This window comes from Sorangium sp. So ce296, assembly GCF_051529605.1.
GTDB lineage: Bacteria > Myxococcota_A > Polyangia > Polyangiales > Polyangiaceae > Sorangium > Sorangium cellulosum_D.
This window is the reverse complement of sequence record NZ_CP150325.1, coordinates 1,425,041-1,446,681: the sequence shown is the minus strand read 5'-3', so window position 1 is coordinate 1,446,681 and position 21,641 is coordinate 1,425,041. Positions and strand designations below refer to the sequence as shown.

General features: G+C 72.3%; 15 protein-coding genes. 11 read left to right on the top strand and 4 right to left on the bottom strand.

Annotated features, from left to right (window positions below; genetic code table 11):
* Positions 1-58 precede the first annotated feature (58 nt).
* From WME98_RS05440 to WME98_RS05410, 7 genes are all read left to right on the top strand, one after another.
* A complete protein-coding gene (locus WME98_RS05440; protein ID WP_437950298.1) occupies positions 59-2,263 on the top strand; it encodes a type VI secretion system Vgr family protein in 2,205 nt (734 codons plus the stop codon).
* Positions 2,264-2,275: 12 nt separating this feature from the next.
* A complete protein-coding gene (locus WME98_RS05435; RefSeq protein WP_437950297.1) occupies positions 2,276-4,504 on the top strand; it encodes a type VI secretion system Vgr family protein in 2,229 nt (742 codons plus the stop codon).
* A gap of 3 nt (positions 4,505-4,507) precedes the next feature.
* Positions 4,508-7,171, top strand: coding sequence for a type VI secretion system Vgr family protein (locus WME98_RS05430; RefSeq protein WP_437950296.1), 2,664 nt, complete (start codon positions 4,508-4,510; stop codon positions 7,169-7,171).
* 21 nt (positions 7,172-7,192) lie between these two features.
* Complete coding sequence (locus WME98_RS05425; RefSeq protein WP_437950295.1) at positions 7,193-8,206, top strand: DUF2169 family type VI secretion system accessory protein; 1,014 nt, start codon at positions 7,193-7,195, stop codon at positions 8,204-8,206.
* Positions 8,203-9,246, top strand: coding sequence for a beta-ketoacyl synthase N-terminal-like domain-containing protein (locus tag WME98_RS05420; RefSeq protein ID WP_437950294.1), 1,044 nt, complete (start codon positions 8,203-8,205; stop codon positions 9,244-9,246). Before WME98_RS05425 ends, WME98_RS05420 begins: the two co-directional genes overlap by 4 nt.
* Entirely contained in the window at positions 9,243-9,617 is a 375-nt protein-coding gene (locus WME98_RS05415) for a PAAR-like domain-containing protein (protein ID WP_437567263.1), read from the top strand. The genes WME98_RS05420 and WME98_RS05415 overlap by 4 nt, the downstream gene beginning before the upstream one ends.
* Before the next feature lie 77 nt (positions 9,618-9,694).
* Positions 9,695-11,728, top strand: coding sequence for a hypothetical protein (locus tag WME98_RS05410; RefSeq protein WP_437950293.1), 2,034 nt, complete (start codon positions 9,695-9,697; stop codon positions 11,726-11,728).
* Position 11,729: 1 nt separating this feature from the next.
* On the opposite strand, the gene WME98_RS05405 is transcribed toward WME98_RS05410, so the two are convergent.
* From WME98_RS05405 to WME98_RS05390, 4 genes are all read right to left on the bottom strand, one after another.
* A complete protein-coding gene (locus tag WME98_RS05405) occupies positions 11,730-14,099 on the bottom strand; it encodes a hypothetical protein (RefSeq protein ID WP_437950292.1) in 2,370 nt (789 codons plus the stop codon).
* Positions 14,100-14,566: 467 nt separating this feature from the next.
* Complete coding sequence (locus tag WME98_RS05400) at positions 14,567-14,743, bottom strand: hypothetical protein (RefSeq protein ID WP_437332450.1); 177 nt, start codon at positions 14,741-14,743, stop codon at positions 14,567-14,569.
* Between the two features lie 40 nt (positions 14,744-14,783).
* On the bottom strand, positions 14,784-15,047 hold the full coding sequence (locus WME98_RS05395) for a hypothetical protein (protein ID WP_437950291.1): 264 nt from the start codon (positions 15,045-15,047) through the stop codon (positions 14,784-14,786).
* Positions 15,044-15,664: a hypothetical protein gene (locus WME98_RS05390; RefSeq protein ID WP_437332449.1), complete on the bottom strand. Its 621-nt coding sequence runs from the start codon at positions 15,662-15,664 to the stop codon at positions 15,044-15,046. Before WME98_RS05390 ends, WME98_RS05395 begins: the two co-directional genes overlap by 4 nt.
* A 51-nt stretch (positions 15,665-15,715) precedes the next feature.
* Here WME98_RS05390 and WME98_RS05385 point away from each other — a divergent pair, with 51 nt between their 5' ends.
* The 4 genes from WME98_RS05385 (at position 15,716) to WME98_RS05370 (ending at position 20,863) form a co-directional block, all read left to right on the top strand.
* Positions 15,716-17,368 carry a Ppx/GppA phosphatase family protein gene (locus WME98_RS05385; RefSeq protein WP_437950290.1) on the top strand — a complete coding sequence of 551 codons (1,653 nt, stop codon included), beginning with the start codon at positions 15,716-15,718 and terminating at the stop codon, positions 17,366-17,368.
* 191 nt (positions 17,369-17,559) lie between these two features.
* Positions 17,560-19,044: a hypothetical protein gene (locus WME98_RS05380; RefSeq protein ID WP_437950289.1), complete on the top strand. Its 1,485-nt coding sequence runs from the start codon at positions 17,560-17,562 to the stop codon at positions 19,042-19,044.
* A gap of 145 nt (positions 19,045-19,189) precedes the next feature.
* On the top strand, positions 19,190-19,603 hold the full coding sequence (locus WME98_RS05375; protein WP_044986386.1) for a hypothetical protein: 414 nt from the start codon (positions 19,190-19,192) through the stop codon (positions 19,601-19,603).
* A gap of 180 nt (positions 19,604-19,783) precedes the next feature.
* Positions 19,784-20,863, top strand: a complete 1,080-nt coding sequence (locus tag WME98_RS05370) for a protoporphyrinogen/coproporphyrinogen oxidase (protein ID WP_437950288.1) — start codon at positions 19,784-19,786, stop codon at positions 20,861-20,863.
* The last annotated feature ends 778 nt before the right edge of the window (positions 20,864-21,641 follow it).

Sequence of the window (21,641 nt, the reverse complement as noted above, 5' to 3'; positions counted from 1 at the left end):
GTCAGGGGCGGCGAGCACGGGCGCTCCTCTGGGTTCGCGATCGTGGAGGGCTCGTTTGATGGAGGCCACGCTCGGCCACCTCCTCCTCGCGGGCGACGGTCTGCCCGGCGATGTGCGGGTTCATTCCTACGAAGCCCACGAGGCGGTCTCGCTTCCGTACGCGGTCCGCGTCGAGATCTCGACCTGCGACCCGTCCTTTCGCGTCGATACGTGCCTCCAGCGCCGGATGCTGCTCGAGGTCGATGATGGCCACGGGAGCGTCCGCCATTACGACGGCCTGCCCGACCGCGTCGGCTTCCTCGAGTACCGGGCCGGCGAATACGTCTTCGAGCTCCGGCTCCGGCCCGCCGTCGCCGCCCTCGAGCACCGCGAGGGCTCACGCATCTTCCAGGACAGGAGCCCGGTGGATGTCGTCAAGGCCGTCCTGGCCGACGCCGGCGTCGACCGCGGCATGGAATGGCGGCTCCGCCACGGCTACGCGCCCCGCGAGCTCCTGTGCCAGTACCGCGAAACAGAGCTGGATTTCGTCCACCGGCTCCTCGAGGAAGAGGGGATATTCTACTTCTTCCTCCACGGCCCCGACGGGCACAGGCTCGTTTTCGCCGACGACCCGGCGGCGTTCGCGCCGCTGGACGGGACCCCCGACGTGCGGCTCTCCGTCCGGCAGGGGGCTGGCGCGCACGCCCGGCCGGTGCTCGATCTGCGCCGGAGAAAGGCCTTGAGGCCGACGGAGCTCGCGCTGCGCGACCACGACTTCGAGCAGCCCGAGGTCTTCCCCACGGCCTCGGCGGCGGCGCCCGGCAACCGGGCGATTCGCCACTTCGACTACCCCGGCGGCTTCACCGCGGCCGCCGAGGGCGCACGGAAGGCCGCGCGGCGGCTGAGCTCCCTCCGCGGCGACGTCGACCTCTGCCGCGGCAAGACCGGCGCGGCGGGGCTCCTGTGCGGCACGCCGGTGGCGATCGAGGGTGCGGCCGCGCCGTTCCTCGAGGGAGAGTTCGTGGTCGTCGAGCTCCGGTCGCGAGGCCGGGCGGGCGGGGCGGCGTGCGAGAACGAGTTCTCCGCCATCCCGAAGGGCGCGCCGTTCGCCCCGCCCCGCCGCACGAAGAAGCCGAGAGCGCGCGGCGTCCAGACGGCCATCGTGACCGGGCCATCGAACGAGCCTCAGGCCGTCCACGTCGACCGGTACGGCCGTATCAAGGTGCGGTTTCTGTGGGATCGCTCGGGCAAGCAGGACGACACCTCGAGCGCCTGGCTGCGCGTATCGCAGCTCGCGCTCGGCGGCTCGATGATCCTGCCCCGCGTCGGCTGGGAGGTCTCGGTCGGCTTCCTCGACGGCGACCCGGACCGCCCCCTCGTGCTCGGGCGCGCGTTCAACGCCGAGCACACCCCTCCTTACGCCCTGCCCGGCGCGGCGGCCAGGAGCGCGCTGAAGAGCCTGTCCACGCCGGGCGGCGCCGGGCACAACGAGATCACGATGAGCGACACGGCGGGCGGTCAGGGGTTCTCCATCTCCGCCCAGCGGGATCTCCACATCGCCACCGGCCACGACAAGGACGAGACCGTGGGGGTCGACGAGGAGCACAGCGTCGGGGGCAACTACGCGGTTTCCATCGGCGCGAGCGAGTCGGTCACGGTGGGCGCGAACCAGTCGATCGCCGTGGGCAACGCGCTCCAGAACAAGGTGGCCGGCGCGCAGGCGATCTCCGTGGGCGGCGACGAGCGGATCCACGCGAGCGCCGATCTCGTGGAGAAGGTCGGCGGGGCGCGCGACTATGCCGTGGGCGGGGACCAGATCACCCTCTCGTGCGGCGTCCGCCAGCAGATCGCGGGCGCCTTCACGCGCGACGTCGGCTCGGTCCAGACCAGCCTCTCGCTCGCCTCGATCGATGACGACATGCTCTCGACCTACGATGAGACGGCCGGGGCGCTCATCGCGCAGCTCGTCGCCGGCGCGAGCGTCGAGAGCGTCGCCGCGAGCAAGGACCAGACGTCGTCCGCGGGCGAGATCCACAGCGTGGGCGCGCTCTCCACGCAAGCGGGCGAGGTGAAGCAGCTCATCGGCGGGCTGCACCTGCGCAACGTGGGCGGCGACTGCGTCGTCGAGGCACCGCAGATCGTCCTCGCGGGCGGCGTGGCGAGGCTCGTCGGCGGCGGGAGCGCCATCAAGCTCGACGGCGGCCCGATGACGCTGGAGGGCCCGAAGATCGCCATTGAGGCGGCGCTCATCGTCCGGCAGGCGGCGAGCCTCAAGATCGGGTGAACGAGGCCAGGCGTGGCAGACCTCATCGAGATCGGACACGAGCTCACGATCGACGGCGCTCCGTTTCCCCTCCTCTGGCTCGAGGCGCGCGAGGCGATCGACGGCATCGGCTCGCTCCGGTGCGAGCTCGCCGGCGGGCCGGACCCGGCGACCCTCGTCGGCAAGCCGCTCGTGCTCACGCTGTCGCGCGGCGGCCGCGAGGAGCGCAGGCTGGCCGGCGTCGTCGTCGAGGCCGAGCGCGGGACCACGCGGGGCACGGACGAGCCCGGGACGCGGCTCGTCGCGCGCCCCCGGCTGTTCCGCCTCACCCAGCGCGCCGACTGCCGCGTCTTCCAGCGCATGTCGGCGCCCGACATCGTGAAGGAGGTCCTCGCGGGCGCGGGCATCCCTGCCTCCGCGCAGCGCTGGCGGCTCGTGGACAGCTACCCGACGCGCGAGATGGCGGCGCAGTACCGCGAGACGGATCACGATTTCGTCCGGCGGCTCCTTGCGGAGGAGGGGATCGCCTTCTTCGTCGATTCGAGCACGGGCGCCGACACGGTCGTCTTCTTCGACCGCGAGCCCGAGGACATCGAGGGGGAAAAAGAGCTGGCTTTCCGCCCCGCGGACGGGCTCGACACGGCGCATGACGCGATAACCACCCTCTCTTGCGAGAGGACGACCGCGCCGGGGCGCGTGCGTCTGTGCGATCACGATTTCGAGCGACCCCGGGTGAAGCTCGACGCCACGGCCGAGGGGGACGACGCGCCGGAGAGGGCGCTGGAGGTGTACGCGCACCCCGGCCGGTTCACCGAGCCCGCCGTGGGCGATCGCCGCGCCAGGGTGCTCCTCGAGTCGCTCCGCGCCCGGCACGAGCTCGCGACCGGCACGACGAACACCCTCCGGCTGCGCCCCGGGCGCAGGTTCTCGCTGGTCGACCATCCGTACGAGCCGCTCAACCAGGAGTACCTGGTCGTCGAGGTCGACATCGCGCTGGAGGCGCGCGCGACGGCCCAGCCGCGCGGGGACGCGACGGGGCGCGGCGCGCGCGTCGCCTTCCGCGCGATCCCGGCGTCGACGACCCCCTATCGGCCCCCGCGAGCCCTGCCGGCGAAGGCGGTGGCAGGCGCGCAGTCGGCCGTCACGACGGGACCGCCGGGCAGCGAGATCCACTCGGATCGGCATGGCCGCGTGAAGGTCCTGTTTCCCTGGGACCGCCGCGGCAGGGCCGACGACTCTTCGAGCCCGTGGATCCGCACGAGCCAGCTCCCGCTCGGCGGCGGCATGCTGACGCCGCGCGTGGGCTGGGAGGTGTGCGTCGCCTTCGTCGAGGGCGATGTGGATCGGCCGTTCGTGGGGGGGCGGCTGTACAACGCGGCGTCTCCGCCGCCGTACCCGCTGCCGGCGCACAAGACCCGGATCGCCCTTCAAACCGCCACGACGCCCGGCGGCGGTTCGGTGAACGAGATCCGCATGGACGACCGGGCGGGCGCCGAGGAGATGCTCATGAGCGCGTCCCGGGACGGATCGGTGCGCGCAGGGAACGACACGACCGAGAGCATAGGAAACAACGAGTCGCGTTCCATCGGGGCCAATCAGACGCTGGCGGTGGCCGACAGCTTATCCGCCGCGGTCGGAGCGGACCAGGACCTCGCGATCGGCGGCGACCAGCGCGTGCGCGTCTCGACGTTCATGGTGGATGACGTCGGCAGCCATTCGCTCACCGTCGGTGGCAACCGCGATCTCGCGGCGGGCGGAGATCACAAGCGCACGGTCACCGGGAGCTCGACGCTGACCATCGGCGGCATGCAGGTCGAGGTCGCGGCCGGCTCGGTGGACGAGGCGACCCTGGCCACGATGAACGACACCGTCGGCGCGGCGCTCATCGAGATGACCGCCTCGGATCGGACCGTGACGGTGAAGGGGAGTCGGACCGAGACCGCGGGGGCGGCCAAGGTGATCCTCGCCGGCGGCGGCCGCTCGGTCGAGGTCGGGACCCGCTTGAGCCAGAAGGCCGCGGGCGCGATCCTCAACCAGGTCGCCGGGGACCGCCACGACGTGAGCGAGACGGATTTCCTCGAGATCGCGGGGGGCGCGCAGATCGTCAAGGCGACGAACGTCGTGTTCGAGGCCCAGACCCTGCTCAGCGTCGTCATGGGGGCCTCGACGATCACGCTGACCCCTGCGTCGGTGTCGATCGCCGCCTCCGCGATCACGTTCGACGGCGACTGCGACGAGCTGGGCGTCATCAAGGAGAACTGAGCCGTGACACCCCGGACGCTGAGCACCTTCTTCCGAGCCCACGCCATCGCGTCGCGGGACGTCCTCGGGTTCCGGGTCGAGCGCCGGCTCGGGCTCGTCACCAGGGCGGAGGTCGAGCTGCGCTCCGGGGCCTACGTCGATCCGGACGAGCTGCTCGGCAGCCCTGCCACCCTTGCATTCGGCTGGGAGGGCCCGGAGCACGAGGTCCACGGCGTGGTGACGGACGTCGAGATTGCCGCCACGCCCGCGGACCACGACCTCCAGGGCGCCTTGTACCGGATCCACGTCGCCTCGTGGATGGGGCTGCTCGAGCGCGAGGTCGACTGCCGCATCTTCCAGGACAAGGACGTGAAGGAGATCGTCTCCGAGGTGCTGCGGCGCGCTGGTATCGACGACCAGCGCCAGTCATGGCGGATCGTGAGCGGCTATCCGAAGCGCGTCCATTGCGTGCAATACAACGAGAGCTCGCTGGCCTTCGTTTCGCGGCTCCTCGAGGAGGAGGGCATCTACTTTCACGCCGAGTCCGGCGACGCTGGCGAGGTCGTCGTCTTCGAGGACGACAGCACGTCGAGCGATCCGATCGACGGAGACAACGAGGTGCCTTATCGGCTCGGCGCCGGGCTCGCCGGCGTCGAGGACGCGATCGGCGTCCTCACGCGGCGGTGCCGCACGGCGACGGGCAAGGTGGTCTTGCGCGATGTCGACTTCGAGGCGCCGACGTTGGACCAGACCGTGACCGCGGCGGCGGATACGGACGCGGACCTCGAGGTGTACGACCATCCGGGGCTGTACACGGATCGGCGCGAGGGGGAGCGGCTCGCCCGGGTCCGGCTGGAGGCCCTGCAGGCCGAGCGGGCGCTCCTCGAGCTGGCGTCCGGATGCCCGCGGCTCATGGCGGGCCGGTGGCTCAAGCTCGTCGATGCCCCCGACGGTCTGGACGGCGATTACTTCATCACCGCTGCCGACCACGAGCTGCGCGACGGGGTGTACCTTGCCCGCGCCACGACCGTTCCGAGGGGCGTCCGCTACCGCAGCCCGCGGCGCACGCCCGCGCCGATCATCGAAGGCCCGCAGACGGCGGTCGTCGTCGCGCCGCCGGGCGCGCCCACCGAGGACATCCATACGGATGCGCACGGCCGGTGCAAGGTGAAGTTCCACTGGGATCGCCACGGCGAGGGCGATGACACGGCTTCGTGCTGGATCCGCGTGGCGCAGCCGCAAGCGAGCGGGGCGATCCTCCTGCCGCGGGTGGGATGGGAGGTGATCGTCGAGTTCCTGGAGGGCAACCCCGACAGGCCTGTCGTGACGGGGCGCGTCTTCAACGGGCGATTCATGCCGCCTTACGCGTTGCCCGAGGGCAAATCGCGCACCGCGCTCCGCACGAGCTCGTCGCCTGGCGGGTCGGGCGCGAACGAGATCCGCCTGGAGGACAGGGCTGGGAGCGAGGAGCTCAGCATCCGATCCCAGAGGAACACGACGCTCGCGACGGCGAACGACAAGACGCGCTCCACGGGCGTCCATGAGTCGAAGAGCGTCGAGGTCGACGCGCGGCTCACGGTGGGCGCGGACCAGAAGATCGAGGTGACGAACGGTTACCTGAGCACCGTCGACGGCGCGCAGACCGCGACCGTGGGCGGCAATCGCACGGTGCAGGTGAGCGCCGTCCTCGGGCTCACGGCTAGGGGGGCGAGCGCGGCGACGGTGGGCGGCACGCACAAGGAGATGGACGGCAATCCGGCCAGCGCCCTGCTGTCCCTCGCCGGCAAGGCGCCGACCGAGGCGGCGACAGCGGAGGCGCGCCGCACGCTCATGGCGCTCGACCGGGCCGTCGTTGCGAAGGTCGACCAGGTGATGGCGCCAGTCCATGCCCTGGAGAACCAGCTCGGGGATCTGGGAGCTGCGATGGACGCCCTCGGGGCCGGGAACCTGGGCGCCACTGGGAAGGCGCTCGACGCGGCAGCGAGTCTGCCTTCGCCGGCGGCCTTCGGCGCGATCGCCGGCGGGCCGGCGCCCGCGGGCGGCGACGCTGGCTGGCTCGAGGCGCTGCTCGGGGGCGGAGGGGAGGCCGGCGTGGGCCGCCCCGGCGATGCGTCGGGCGTCGGCTCCGGCGCCTCGGGCGAAAGCGGAGCGGGGCCGGACGGCGGAGCGGCGAGCCCTTCGGCATCGGACAGCGCCACCGGGCCGGGGCACTCCGTCAACGTGTGCGCCTCGACGCACGACGAGAAGGTCGGTGGCATGAGGGCGACGATCGCGGCGGCCGGCATCCACACGACGGTCGGGGGCGCGCGGGTGCAGCGCGTCGGGGCGGCGCGGGTCGAGCTCGTGGCCGGTGCGCGGGTCGAGACGTGCCTCGCCGACAAGACGGAGAAGGCGGCTGGCCTGGCCGTCGTGAGCGGCGCGCCGGAGTCGGAGACGGTCGGCGGCAGCCGGACGACGATGGTGGGCGGCGCCGTGATCGACAGGATCGGGGGCTCGCACACCGTCGTGGCAGGCGGCAAGGGCATGTTCATCGGCGCGTTTCACGAGGTGGACGCCTCGGGGGCCATCCTGCTCAAGTGCGGCCCGAGCGAGGTGGTCATCGACGGCGGGGGCGTGACGATCAAAGCCGGGCTCGTGACGATCTCCGCGCCCGACGTCAGGCTGAAGCGCAACGTGTCCTTGATGTGAGGCGATATGGATGCGCCGCGCGTGGACAACAGGACCGATTTCGCCGCTGCGCCGTTCCTGCTCATCGGCAAGGACGGCGAGCGCCTCGTCGTCGTGGTGAAGGCGACGTTCGTGCTGGTCGCCGGGCAGGGCGAGCTCGAGCTCCCGGACAGGGCGGAGCAGCGCCGCATCCGCAGCGCCGACGTGCCGTGGGGAGATCCGGAGATGAGCAGCATCAAGTATCCAGCGGACCTGTGCATCGCGAAGCCGGGCACGGACGTCATCGTGGTGGCGGCGGCGCACGCGCCCGGCGGGAAGGCCGTCCCTTTCTTCGATGCCGGCGTGCGGATCGGCGCGCTGGAGAGGGTCGTGCGGATCTTCGGGTTGCGCGTCTGGCAGGCGAACGGCGCCGCGCTGTCCGAGCCGCGCCCCACGACCGGGATCGAGGTGCGGTACGACCACGCGTGGGGCGGGCTGGATCGGAGCGATTCGTCGCGCCCCGTGGAAGAGCCGCGGAATCCGGTGGGGATGGGGATCGCGCGCGATCCGGCGGCGCTGACGCACAAGCCTGCTCCGTTCATCGAGGATCCGGCGGAGCTCATCGCCTCGGCGAGCACGCGCCCGGCGCCCGCGGGGCTCGGCGCGATCGGCCGGCACTGGGAGCCGCGGCGGCGTCATCTGGGGACCTACGACGCCGCCTGGCGCAGGCAGCGCGCGCCGCTCTTGCCCCTGGATCACGACGACCGCGCCAATCTGTGCGCCTCGCCAGGGCTCATCGCGGCCCCGTCGCTGCGCGGGGGAGAGGACGTGGCCCTGCTCAACCTCACGCCGGGAGGGGGGACGACGCGCTTCCGGCTCCCCAGCGTCGCCGTCGAGATCGCGATGAGGGCGAGAGGGCGAGCGCCTGAGGTCGGTTTGCCCGCGGTCGATACGGTCCTCGTCGACGCGCTCGCGCCGGCGGGCGTCGTCGTCGAGCTCGTGTGGCGAGCGGCGTTCCAGCCCCCGCGGCGCATGAAGGATGTCGAGATCGTCGTGACCGAGACGGGGGCAGGGTGAGCGCGGTCGGGGTCGTCAGGGTCGGGGCACGGACGCCGATCGGGCTGAACGCCCGGCAGACGGGGTTCTTGCTGCGCGCGGGCTTCCCGGCGGTCGCCGAGGCGCCGCTCGCGAGCTCGGCGGGCGAGGCGATCTCGATGGGGTTCATCCCGGTGATCGATCCGCGCATCGTGGGGCCCGAGCGGCTCGTCCTGCTCGCGGTGCCGGCGTTCGAGGAGGCGGCCGCGCCGATCCGCGACGGGAGGACGTTGGTCCGGCTCTCGCTCGACGAGGGATATCCCGACGCGCCGGCGGCGACGCAGCTACTCGCGGCTGCCGTGAAGCGCTCGATGCCGTCGGCGACCGTGGGCATCGTCGCCGGAGGCGAAGCGGCCCTGGGACCGCTCCTCTCCGAGGCGCTGAGCGCACTCTCGTCGAGGCTCGCCGACGCGGTGATCCTGGGCGGCGTGCACAGCGATTACGACCCGCGTGCGATTGCGGCCCTCGAGGAGAGCGGGCGGCTCTTCTCTCCCGACAACCTCGACGCGCGCATCCCGGGAGAAGCTGCGGTGTTCTTCGCGCTGATGCGCGACGCGGACGCGGAGCGCCAGGGCCTCCGCGCGCTCGCGCGCGTGCTCGGCGTCGGCGCGGGGCGGGAGCGCGCCCGGCCTGGCGACGACGCGCCGGCCTACGAGGCGCTCGGGCTGACCAGCGCGGCGCAGCAGGCGGCCGAGCCCCTGGCGCGGGCCGGGAGGACGGCGGGGTGGATGTTGACCGATCTCACGGGGGAGATGCGGCGGCTCCGCGAGTGGCAGGCTGCGTTCGTGCGGATGCAGGACGTGCTCGGTCGCCCTTATGTCATCGATTCTCCAGCGCAGCGCATCGGCTACCTGGGGGCCGCGGCGGTGCCGCTCTTGGTCGCGATGGCGGCCACAGCGTGGGAACACGGGTATGCACCGTCGCCCGTGGCGATCGCGACGGCGGGGAACGACGGCGGGGAGCGGGCGGCGGTGCTGCTCGCGAGCGCGGCGCGAGGGGCTGAGAGGGAGGAGCAGGCATGAGCATCACGGCGTGCGGGATGGATTGCATCACGGCCAGGTCGGGGCACCAGATGGTCCCGCTGGCGGCCAGCGTGTGCACGACGCCGGCCGCGCCTGGCCCGGTTCCGGTGCCGTATCCGGTGTTCGCGAGCTCGGCCGACGGGATCAAGAACGCGCCGGTACGAACGAAGATGGGCGGCGCCAAGATCCTGACGGTGGGGGGGAGCTTCAAGGCGTGCCACGGCAACGAGCCAGGGACGCTGAAGGAGGTGGTCAGCCTCAACACCGGCGGGCCGTCGTTCCTCGTGATGGGAGCGCCGATCGTGCTCGTGGAGCTGGGCATGGTGGGGATCACCGGCAGCCCCGGCTTCTTGAACAAGGGAGGGCTCTGATTCATGTCGATAGGCCCTGGGCGCCGCGGTCCCGCCGGGAGCGTGCGCACGCAACGCATCGGGTGAGGCGGCGAGCCATGTCCGACGAGCTCTCCGCCTTCGACGCTGGCGCGCCCTGGGTTCGGCACCTGGAGCGCGCGCACGCGCTCCTCCACGCGGTCGCGCGCTTCATCGAAGCGCAGCGTGAGCCGAGCGCCCATCTCGCGCCCGCGGCGCGCAGGCTCGAGAGCGGCCTCGGCGCGCTGTACGACGCGTTCGATGGCCGCGCCGACCGCGTCACGGCCATCGGTCGCGCGCACGGCCATGCCTTTGCGGCCGCTGTGCTCGTGGCCCGCGCGGGTCAACCGCGGGTGCTCGCTTCCCTCCGGGACGCGTGCGCAGCGCTCGTCGCGGCCGAGGAGCAGTTCGCCGGCGCGCCGTTCGCCGGGCCCAACGCCGCCGTGCTTCGCGCGGGCGTCGATGGTCCGCCGCTGCACGTCGTCGAGCGGGCCTCGCTCGTCCCATCGTTCCGCGCGCCGAAGCTGCCCGAGCCCGAGCCTGAAGCGCGAGAGCTCGCGCCTTCGGAGCCGAGGACGTTCGATGAGCTGGCCGCCATGGCCGAGGCGATGCGCCGTGTGGCACGCGAGCGGACCGAGGCGCTCGTCCGTCCGACGAGACCAGCGCCGAGGCTGGCGAAGCCGGTCTCGGCCGGGGGAGAGGCGCCGCCCGGATTTGCGTTCGCGCCGCCCGCCGCGATCTCCGACGGGGACTTCGTTCGTCGCTGGTCGCGCCTGTGCTTCGAGGACATCGGGATGCTGGGCGTCCAGCGGGCGCCGCTCCCGGGTGACGACTGGCGTTCCTGTAAGGCGCTCGAGCTGCGCATGGTCGCTGCCATCGACGCGCTGGCGGCGCTCGGTCCGACGGCGATCGCGCACGTCGAGCCGATGGCGATGGATGCGCCGGCCGCCGACCCCATGCGGGTCTTTGCAGCCGCGATGATCGCCGGGTGCCTCGAGGGTCGCGACGTGCTCGCCTGCGCCGAACGGGTGCTGTTCCGGTTCGGCCCCGGCAATCCGGTCGTCGCCGGGGCGTTCGTCTCGGCCATGAAGCTTGCCCGGAACCCGTTCTTGCCGAGTTGCCTGCGGGCCTTGTCCGCGTCCTCCGAGCGAGGGTGCCGGGCGATCGCCGTGGAGGTGCTGGCCCACCGCGGCTGGCTCACGCCCGCGGAGCTCGAGGGGCTGAGCGAGGAGGAAGACGCGCGCGTCTTTGCGCTGGGGCTGTCCGCGCTCGCCGCGGCGAGACATCCGCGCGGTCGACGCGCGATGGAGCGGGCGCTCGCGCACGAGGATCTCGACGTCCAGGCGGTGGCGCTCGACGCCATGCTCCTCGCGGCGCACCCGGGTACGGCCGAGGCCGCGCGCAGGGCGGCGCAAGGGGCGCTCGGGGATCGGGCGCTCGTGCGCGTTTCGCTGGCCGCCCGCGAGGAAGACGCCTTCTGGCTGCTCGAGCGCATGCAGCGATCGCCGACGCCTGCCGCTGTCGAGGCCGTAGGGTGGGCCGGGCTCGTCGAGGCGATCCCGAGCTTGCTGGAGCTGCTGGAGTCGGCGGTGGAAGGGGTGGCGCGCGCCGCCGGCGCCGCGCTCGAACGGCTGCTCGGCGCGAACCTCGTGAAGGAGGTGGAGGTCGACCCGGAGGCGCTGGAGGATGTGGGGGTGATCGATCCGGACCCGGCGCCGTTCCGGCGGCGTCATCCGCTCGGAGAGCTGGTGAGCGATCCGCGCGACCGCCCGCCGGTCGGATCGAGAGAGACGCTGGAGGTGCCATCGACGGATCCCGCGCGCTGGCGGGCGTACTGGTCGGAGCACAGGGGGCGCTTCGACCCGAAGCGGCGACTGCGGCGCGGGCGGATGTACTCACCGTCGGTGTCGCTTCACGAGCTGTGGAGGCTCTCGCTCCCGGTCGAGGATCGGAGGCGGCTATGCAGGGAGCTTGCGGCGCAGACAGGGAGATGGGCGCGCTTCGATCCGCACGATTTCGTCACGGAGCAGGAGCGGTGCCTCGGGGCGTGGCAGGCGATTCTCCAGGAGACGCGCGAGGCGCCGGGGGCCTGGGGGCAGCAGCTGGGAGAATAGGCTACTGCTTGGCGGTGTCGCCGGAGCAGATGACGAACTGCGTGGCGCCGTCCTGGGCGCCGCCGTTGCCGGTGAACCGGACCTGCCGGCGCTCCGTGGACGGGCACTTCGCGACGACCTCGTCTCGGCCCAGGCCGAGCCGCGGGTCGACGTAGCACCACCCGTGCACCTTCTCGCCGCCGACCTCCACGGGCGCCGGCGGCACCGTGTCCTGGCAGGCCTTGAGCTCGGCCGGATCGCTGAGCTGCTCGACCTCGCAGACGCAGTTCCAGCCGTTCGCCGTCGCGACCGGATCGTCGAGCACCATCTGCTCCGCCAAGCGGTGCTCGGTGGGCACCTTCCGCCGCGCCGCGGCTCCGTCGCAGCTGCACTGCCCGTCGGCCACGGTCCGCGCCTCCAGGACCAGGCAGCTGACCTGTCCGTTGTCGTTCGGCTGGAGGGCGCGGGGCAGGCACTGCCCGGCCAGCTTCGTCTTCAGACGATCGACGATCGCGCCGATCGCCGGCCGATAGCCGTAGTCGAGCGCGCCGTCGGCCGCGTTCTTGAGCTGCGCCGGGCACACCGAGCCGACGATGCCCTGGTCCCCGAGGCTCCGGATGAGCTCCAGCTGCCGGAGGCCCGGATAGGCCTTCGCGTTCACCTGGATGTTGCTGTCGGTGCCGTCGGGGTTGTCCTGGCACAGGGGGCTGTTGTAGTCCGTCTTGTCGGTCGACTTGTCGCAGTCTCCGTTCATCACGGGGTTCTCCAGCGGAAACACGCAGGCGAACTGGAGGTCGCCGAAGGTCGTCTTGGGCTCCCACTCGTGGCCGTTGATGACGTTGGCGTCGTCCGGCGAGCTCACGCCGGCGATGGGCGTCCCGGTGATCGGGTTCACGCCATCGCGGGGGCTCGGCGACTCGACCATGTGGGGATCCGCGGGGGGGCGGCGCGCCTTGGGATCTCCGAGGATGATGTCCCAGGTGCTCTGGAAGCCAGCGATCGGGGCGCTCAGCTCCTCGGCGCTCTTGAAGCCGCCGACGGGGTTGCCGTCCTTGTCCTTGCCATTCTTGAGGTCGGGTTGCCCCGCGTCGTTCTGGCGCGCGATGTCCTGCCAGGGGACGCCGACGAGGCCCGCGAAGAACACGAGCTCCGGCGATCGCACCGTGCTGAGCTCGTCGGTCGGGTCGAGATCCGAGAAGAGCGGGTTGTCGACGATATCGCCGTCGTGATCCTCGATCTGCGTCTTCGTGAGCGCATCCGTGTAGCGGTCGATCGGGTAGAGCAGGTCGATCCCGAACCGCTCCTTCTGATTGAAACAGCGCAGGTTGGGCGGGTCATGTTCCAGGTCGAGCGCCTTGACCTTGCCTCCTTCGCTGCAGGTCTCATCGACCGGGCACCCGCGAGGGGCGTCCACTCCGCACGACGCGCAGCACGGATCGTCCGGGCCTTTCTCCGCGCACTCCTTGCGCGGCTGGAACATCCGGAACGGGGGTGGCCGCGCGACCCAGAAGTCCGTCCCGCCCTCCCGGATGGAACAGTCGTTCTCGTCCGACAGCATGATGATCGCGAGGAGCGAGTCCGGCCGGAGGAACGCCTTGCGCTGATCCAAGAGCGCCTTGTCCAGCCCTGTCCGGATCGCCTTGCCGTTCACCACCTCGAGGGTGTCGTAGGGCGCTGGGTCCACGAGGAAGCGGTACCAGCTCTCCAGCTGCGACTCGTAGCCGCACCCGACGTCGCCCACCCCTCGGACCATGTTCGTCAGCGTCGGCACGAGGCCGTGCCCCGCGCCGTCGTCGAGGATCGACTCGCCGGCAGGGTTGAGCCTCTGCTCTGGATCCCAGGCGAGGAACCCCTTGTTTTCATACGTCGGTGGGGCGTCGTCGCCGTCGCTCCGGGCGATGAGGTGCCCCATGTCGTTGTTGGAGAAGTGCACGGTCGACCCGGCGCACGCGCTCTTCCCGTCGGGGGTCATGGCCGCAGCGCCATGGTCGCCGAGGCTCGTGCTGATGATCCCGATGTGGATGTCGAGGACGGGCTCGAACTCGCGCTCCATGCCGCTATCGCAGACGCCGTTCTTCGGCGGCGACGATCTCGCGGGGTCCAGCGGATCGACGCACTGGGGGTTGACCAGTCGCCTCACGAGGTCCGGCACGGCCAGCGCGAGGATTTCCTGCTTGTCCTTCATCGACGACGAGTTGTCGATGGTCAGGAGGAGGTCGATCTTGTCGACGCGCTGCGGGAGCCGCTCGACGACGGTGCCCGTCGTGCGCGTATCCTGATCGGCGATGGGTCGGGTCAGGCACCCCGAGATGAGCGATGTGCCGCCCACGACGAGGGAGCACCAGAGCAACGCGGCTGCGCGGGCAGCGCGGGACGGAGGACGATCGGCCATGAATCCTTCCTTGCGCGAGAGATGGAGTGGTCCCTTCGCGCGTCGCACGCGGCGCGCGCGCTCTGCCGGCGCGCCTGTCTCGCGCGGAGTGGATGACAGGCCGCCTGGCGATCGCGAGTTCAGACGCGGAGAGGGGGTGTTCTCTTGGCTGCGTGGCAAGAGCCGCGCGACGCCATCACGAAAAATGCAGGAAGCACAGGAAGGGCGGGCCGGCCGCCGCGTCGCGCAGGGGTGCTGCGGTCGTCGCGTCGCGCAGCCTCGGCGCGGCCGTGGCCCGGCGTGGGGACGGCGCGACCGTCGCCGGGCGTGGGGACGGCGCGACCGTCGCCGGGCGTGGGGACGGCGCGACCGCCGTCGCCCGGAGCGGACGAGGCTCGCGCCAGGTGGTGGTTCTGTAAAATTAAATTAAAAATGGAAAGTGGGCGTCGGGCGTCGGGGCGCCGTCGGCAGACGACCGCAGTCGGAGCTCAGCTCTCGGCGGGGGCGGCCGTCTCGGCGCCGGCGACGAGCGGCGCGTACTGCGCGAGGAACTTGTTCCAGCGCTTGGCCTTGCGGCCGGGCTTGCGGGAGCTCTGGGAGCTCCTCTCCTGCTTCTGGGTGACCTTGAGGGTGAGGTGCTGGTGCTGGCGCGTAGGGCGATGCATGGCGGCGGATGCTGCTCGAAGGCGCCGCGCTGCGCAAGCCTCAACGCGACGGAAGCCGCGCCCGCTCGTCCCGCTCCGGCCCCAGGCGGCCGAAGCTGTGGATCCCGTAGATGAGGACGACGAGCGCGATCAGCGTGAGCCCCATGCCGGCGTCCGAAGGCCCGACGCCGACGAGCGCGAGCCCGGCGACGAGGAGCATCCCCCCGCCGCCGAGCGCGCGGCGCGCGCGCGCCTCCTCCTCCGTCCGCTGCCCCCGGCGGCGCGCCGGGCGGCGCGCGCCCTCGCCCTCATCGACCGCGCTCACGGGAACTTCTGCGTCCGCGCGTAGGTGATGAAGTCCTGCACGTCGCGCGTCAGCTCGCGCTCCGCGGTGATCGTCGTGCGCTCGTGCGACTCGCCGACGAGGTCGTCGTAGAGGTAGTTCTGCTGGTAGAGGAGCACGACGCGGACGGCCCCGTCCGGCCCGCCGCGGACGATGCGCAGCTTCTCGTCCCGGCCGTTGGGCGGCGGGAGCGCGGCGCCGAGCGCCTGGGCGTCCTCCTCGGTCACGTAGACGACGCCGTACGAGCGGTTCTGCACGCCGACGTCGACGCGGACCTTGCCCCCGCTGACGAGATCGACCTCGCGCCCGAGCACCGGCTTCGCGCCTTCCTGCACCATCGCGCGGCGGATGACCTCGATCGCCCGGCGCTCGTCGAGGGCGCGCAGCGGGTTCGGCGCGCGCGCCTCACCGCCGCCGCAGCCGGCGAGCGCGAGCGCCGCGGCCGCGATCCCCAGCGCGGCGCGCGCCGCCTCGCGCGCGCCGCCGAGGAGACGGCGCGCGCCCCGGGCATCGCCGGGCAGGGCCGCGCGCGCTGAAGGCCGATGCTGAAGGGGACCGAGATGGCGGGCCCCCGACCCGCGTTGAAGCTTCCTCCACATGAGCGGGCATGAGAGTAGCCAACCGCCCGGAGCTTCGCTACTTCTCCCGGCATGGCGCGGCTCGCTGCCATCGACATCGGATCCAACGCCATCCGCCTCCGCATCGTCGACGTCGATCCTCCGGCGCTCGGGGCGTTCGGGGGCGGCAGGGAGCCGGCGCTCGCCGGGGGCCCGGCCGGGGCGCACGACGCGCCGCGCTTCCACCCGTTCCGCGACGTCCACGCGGACCGCGCCTCCGTGCGCCTCGGGCACGACGTGTTCACGAAGGGCCGGCTCGAGTCGGGGGTGATCGGCGCCGCCTGCGAGGCGCTCCGGCGCTTCCGCACGGCGATGGATGCGGCCAAGGTCGACCGTTACCGGGCCGTGGCGACGAGCGCCGCGCGCGAGGCCCAGAACGGCGACCTCTTCGTCGAGCGCGCGGCGCGCGAGGCCGGCGTCCACGTCGAGGTCATCGAGGGCATCGAGGAGGCGCGCCTGGTCCAGCTCGCCGTCCTGGAGCGCGTCGCGCTCGGCGACCGGACCGCGCTCCTCGTCGACATCGGCGGCGGCTCCACCGAGCTCACGCTGCTCCGCGGCCGCAGGGCGGTCTTCTCGCGCTCGCTCCCCCTGGGGACGGTGCGGATGGTCGAGACCTTCCTCGAGGATCGCCGCCCCGTCGACGCGGGGCACCGGCGGCTCGTCGAGGAGTACGTCGACCGCGTCATGGTCGACGCCACGCGCGAGATCGTGGAGCTGCTCGGCGAGGGCTCGGGCTCGGGGGTCGACCTGCTCGTGGGCACGGGCGGCAACATCGAGACGCTCGCGGACCTCTGCCCGCTGCCGGGCGCGCCGGTGGAGGGGCGGGCGATCGACGTGGCCGCGATGTCCCGCCTGCTCGACGAGCTGGTGTCGAAGACGCCCGAGGAGCGCGCGCAGATCTACGGCCTGCGCCCGGACCGCGCCGACACGATCGTCCCCGCCGCGACGATCCTGGGCCGCGTCGCCCAGTCGTTCGTGCAGCCGTTCATCGTCGCGCCGGGGGTCGGGCTGAAGGAGGGCGTGCTCGTCGACCTCGCCCACGCGCACTTCCTCGGGCCCGATTTCCGCGGCGAGGCCGCCGCCGTCAGCGACGCCTGCACCCGGCTCGGCCGCCGCTACCACTTCGACGAGCAGCACGGCGCGCTCGTGGCGCGCCTCGCCGAGCGGCTCTTCGACGACCTCGCGCCGCGTCACCGCCTCGGCCAGCGCGACCGGATCCTCCTGCGCGCGGCGGCCCTGCTCCACGACATCGGCGACTTCGTCCGTTACGAGGGGCACCACAAGCACAGCTACTACATCATCGCCCACAGCGACCTCATGGGGCTGACCCCGGAGGAGCGCGCGATCGTCGCGAACATCGCGCGCTACCACAGGAAGTCGCCGCCCAGCATGGATCACGACAACTTCCGCGCGCTCTCGCGCGACGCGCGCGCCAAGGTGAAGGCGATGGCGTCGATCCTCCGCATCGCCGACGCGCTCGATCGCGAGCACCGGGCGAAGGTCGCGGACGTGAGCGGCCGCATCGAGGAGGACACGTTGGTGCTCGAGGTGCAGGGCGCGGAGGACCGGGCGCTCGAGGAGTGGACCGTCGTCGCGAAGGCGGGGATGCTGCGCGACGCCCTCGGCCTGGACGTGCGGATGGTCGACGCCACGCCGAGATCGCACCCGCCGACCTCCGGCGGCTGACCCGCGGGAGGCGCCGCGGCCTCCGAAAAAATCGCCGCGGCGTTTGCGCGGAGCCCTGTGCGTCACCATGTAGGTCAGCACGGGGGAAACTGTGCCTCCGGGAGGGCGCGCGGCGACGCCGTGCCACCGAGCGCGGCCGTGCCGCGAGCGAGGGCGGCTGCGCCGCCGCGCAGAACGAGGGCGAGCGACCGTTGACGCTGAAATCTCCAAAGCTGATGGAGGCCCGCCGCGCCGCCGGCATCCTGGAGTCCGCCCTGCGCGGGCACACCGGCGATCTGACGCTCGCCGACGCCTCCGCGCGGAGCGGCTTGCCGTTGCGCGACGCCGAGAGCGGCCTGCACCTGCTCGTCAGCGAGTACCGCGGGCACCTCAAGGCGACGTCCGAGGGCGAGCTGCTCTTCCGTTTCCCGCACGGCTTCACCAAGCCGTGGGAGACCCGCACGCGGCTCGAGCGCGCGCTCGGGTTCGTCCTCCGCGGCGCCGCCGGCGTGGCCCGCTTCGTCGTGCGCGCGTGGATCGCGATCGTGCTGATCGCGTACGTCGTGATCTTCGTCGGGATCCTGATCGCCCAGCTGCTGGCCCGGTCGAACAGCGACTCGCGCGATCACGGCAGCTTCTCCGGCTCGTTCGCGGGCTACGTCCTCTTCCGGATGGTCTTCGACGCGATCTTCTGGACGTTCCACCCCTTCTCGCCGTTCGTGTGGACGGCCGAGCCGCCCTGGTCCTCGTCCTCGTCGTACGGGCGCCGCGGGGCGTTCGGGCAGCCCAGGGACGAGACGCCGTTCTACGAGAAGGTCAACCGGTTCTTCTTCGGCCCGACGCCGGCGCCGCGCGATCCGCTGGAGAGCGAGAAGCTCATCCTGGCCGAGATCCGCGCGCAGCGGGGCCGGATCGGGCTCGCCGACGTGATGCGCGTGACCGGGCTGTCGCGCGACGAGGCGGACCCGATGATGGCGCGGTTGATGCTCGACTACGACGGCACGGTCGACGTCTCGGAGGAGGGGGGGATCGTGTACCGGTTCGAGGCGATCCGGCGGACGGCGGCCGAGGCGCCGTCGCGGGCGCCGGCGCCGGTCTGGGCGAAGCGCGAGGAGCTGCCGCCGCTCACCGGGAACGGCCCGGGGGTGAACGCGCTCATCGTGGCGCTCAACGGGTTCAACCTGATGATGAGCGTCTACGCCCTCGGGGCGCACCTCACGCTGGACAACCTCGGTCTCCTGGCCCGCGGGGTGCCGATGGCGGAGCTGCCCGCCACGGGGACGGCGGTGGCGCTCGGGGTGGTGCCGCTCGTCTTCTCGCTCGCCCTCTTCGCGCTGCCGCTCGGCCGCGCGCTCCTGCGCCCGCTGAAGCGGCGGCGGCTCGCCCGGCGGAACGCCCGGCGGGCGGTGCTGCGGGCGATCCTCACCCGCATCGGCGCGCGGCAGGCCCGGGAGCCGATCACGGAGGCGGTGCTCCAGCGGGCCTGGCAGGACGCGGCCGGGGAGGCGCCGCGCTCGGAGGAGATCACCCGCGAGGTGGTCGCGCTCGGGGGTGATGTGGACCTCGAGGCAGGCGACGGGATCCGGTACCGCTTTCCGGATCTGGAGACCGAGGCGAAGGCCCTGGAGGCCGAGCGGGAGGCCGCCTCCGAGGACGAGGCGCGCCCGGGGAAGGTGATCTTCTCGTCCGGCGCGTGAGCACCGTCTCGGGCGGTTTTGTCTGTCGAGGCGGCCGCCGACAAAGGGTCATTGTCGTGGGCGCGCGTACGGGGCCGTACCGCACGGATTCGCCGTTGATTGACGCGCTCTGGCTCGGACGTCTACGGTAGGTTTAATTTCGCCCATGTACTCCGTTGACAATAGAGCCGGTCGTCTCATCGAAGTGAGGCTGGCCTCACCGCTCCCGGCTGGCGAGGTCGACGCGTGCATCGCCAGGATCCAGGGCATCGTGACCCAGAACCGGCACGGGGCCGTGGTGTGCATCGAGCTGCTCCAGGTCGACGTGCTCGCGCCCGAGAGCGCGGAGAAGTTCCTGGAGATGATGCGCGTGCAGAACGCCACGGTGCATCGGACCGCCTACCTGCTGCCGGTGGCGAACGCGATCCTCGGGCTCCAGGTCGAGCGGCTCATCCGCGACGCGCACAACTCGAGCCGAAAGGCGTTTCGCGACACCACGTCGCTCGAGGCCTGGCTCGTCCCGGTGATGACGATGGTGGAGGCGCAGCAGCTCCGGAAGTTCCTGTCGCAGCTCGGCTGACGCGCCGGCGGGCACCGAGGAAGACGGGCCGTCGAGGGGTTCGGCCAGGCCGGCGGCGCGCCGCGCAGAAAAGACATCCTGTGGCGCGGCCCTGACGAGCGCGATCCGGTCGAGTCGACCTCCCGGGGGCCCGTGGCCGAGCGCGCCTCTCGGGGCGCCGCCGCGTGGTATACGGGGTCGATGCGACGCGTCGCCATCGTCGGAGGCGGTCTGGCCGGGTGCATCGTCGCGTTCAGGCGGGCGGCGGCGGGCGATCGGGTGACGCTCGTCGAGGCGGCGCCGCGGCTGGGCGGGCAGCTCTGGACCGAGCGGACGGCTGGGTTCGTGGTGGAGCACGGCGCCGAGGGGTTCATCGCGCGGAGCGAGGCCGTGCCCGCGCTGGCGGGCGCGCTCGGCATCGCCGGCGATCTCGTCGGCCAGGAGACACACAGGTCGTTCGGCTTCGACGGCGCCGCGCTGCGGGAGCTCGCGCCCGGGGAGGCGGCGGCGTTCCTCGGCTTCCAGGTGCCGCGCGACGAGCTCGGCAAGGGGATCCGCACCTTCCGCCTCGGGATGGCGCAGCTGACCGAGACGCTCGCGCGCGCGCTCGCGAGCGACGAGCGCGCCGATGTGCGCACCTCCGCCGCGGTCGCCTCGCTCGCGCGGGCGGCCGGCGGCGGCTTCCGGCTCGCGCTCGCCGGCGGGGCCGAGGTCGACGCCGACGCGGTGGTGATCGCCACCCATGCCGCCGGCGCGGCCGCGCTCCTCGGCGAGCCGGCGCTGGCGCTCCGCGACGCCGAGACGCTCTCCAGCGTGACCGTCTCGCTGGCCTACCCGCGCGCCGCGATCGAGCACCCGCTCGACGGCACCGGCTTCGTGGTCGCCGCGGGGCACCAGGCGCACGGCTTCCGCGCGTGCACGTTCACGACCTCCAAGTTCGCCGAGCGCGCTCCCGCCGGCCATGTCGCGCTGCGCCTCTTCTTCCGCCCCGAGCCGGCGGACCTCGAGCAGATGGGCGACGACGCGTGGGCGGCGCGCGCCGAGGCCTCGCTCGCGCGCGTGCTGCGCGTGCGCGGGCCCGCCGAGCGCGCCTGGGTCTCGCGCTGGTCGAGCGCGCTCCCGGTCTCCACGCCCGCGCATGCGGCGCGGGTCCGGGAGACCGAGCGGGCGCTCGCCGGCAGCGGGGTGCTCCTCGCCGGCTCGGCGTTCCACGGCTCGGGGATCGATGCGGCCGTGCGCTCCGCCGAGGCGGCCGCGGAGCGCGTCGGCGCACTGCCGTGACGTCCCCGACCCGCACGCGAGGAGGCTGCGCACCATGACCACGCCCCTCACCGGTAGCTGCTACATGCCCATCGACTCGGCTCACGGCGGGGAGGCGCCCGGCGAGGCGACGACTGAGGCAAGGTCACGTGGTGGTCTCGGGGGCCGGGTGCAATGAGCGATTCCGGATCGAGGCCGGTGCCCGATAGGGCACGAGGTGTGCACTGCGCAGCTTCCTTCCGCCACCCTCGTCATATCCAGGGCAAATCGCCGTAGATCCGCGGTAGTTCCCGATTGCGGCGACCGGCGCCGAGGCCCGGCGAGCCCTGGTCTCGAAGGCGAAGAAAAAAGAATCGACTCGAAGAACTTTTCTGTTGCGCAGCCCCTTCAAGGGGAGTACTCATTCGTCGAACAGGGATTCGTTATGTTCAGCCGCCGCGACAACATGCAGCTCATCGCCAACCAGCCCAAGGCGGGAACGCCTGAAGCGATCGTGGGATGGGACCATCTGCTGGGTGGCGATCCCTTGGCGCATAGCCCCGGATACTCCTGCGGCCTCCGCCCGTCGCGGAAGCTCGGTAACCCGGAGAATAGCGCCTAGAGGCAGCTAAGCACGCGTCGATCGACGACGTTCGCGAAGGCCGCCTCGGGAGACCCAGGCGGCCTTCGGCGTTTTGGGGCTCGTGAGCTGTAGGTCCGATGTTGGCTGCAGGCCTGTCGTGGGCCATAGCCGCCTCGTGGGCCTCAGGCCTGCTGTGGGGCGCGGGCGATAGGCTCGTCGAGGAGAGAGATTGTCTTG

Coding starts and splice junctions, on each gene's coding strand:
- WME98_RS05440 (WP_437950298.1), top strand. CDS start 59: ATGGAGGCCACGCTCGGCCACCTCCTCCTCGCGGGCGACGGTCTGCCC.
- WME98_RS05415 (WP_437567263.1), top strand. CDS start 9,243: ATGAGCATCACGGCGTGCGGGATGGATTGCATCACGGCCAGGTCGGGG.
- WME98_RS05410 (WP_437950293.1), top strand. CDS start 9,695: ATGTCCGACGAGCTCTCCGCCTTCGACGCTGGCGCGCCCTGGGTTCGG.
- WME98_RS05405 (WP_437950292.1), bottom strand. CDS start 14,099: ATGGCCGATCGTCCTCCGTCCCGCGCTGCCCGCGCAGCCGCGTTGCTC.
- WME98_RS05400 (WP_437332450.1), bottom strand. CDS start 14,743: ATGCATCGCCCTACGCGCCAGCACCAGCACCTCACCCTCAAGGTCACC.
- WME98_RS05390 (WP_437332449.1), bottom strand. CDS start 15,664: ATGTGGAGGAAGCTTCAACGCGGGTCGGGGGCCCGCCATCTCGGTCCC.
- WME98_RS05385 (WP_437950290.1), top strand. CDS start 15,716: ATGGCGCGGCTCGCTGCCATCGACATCGGATCCAACGCCATCCGCCTC.
- WME98_RS05375 (WP_044986386.1), top strand. CDS start 19,190: ATGTACTCCGTTGACAATAGAGCCGGTCGTCTCATCGAAGTGAGGCTG.
- WME98_RS05370 (WP_437950288.1), top strand. CDS start 19,784: ATGCGACGCGTCGCCATCGTCGGAGGCGGTCTGGCCGGGTGCATCGTC.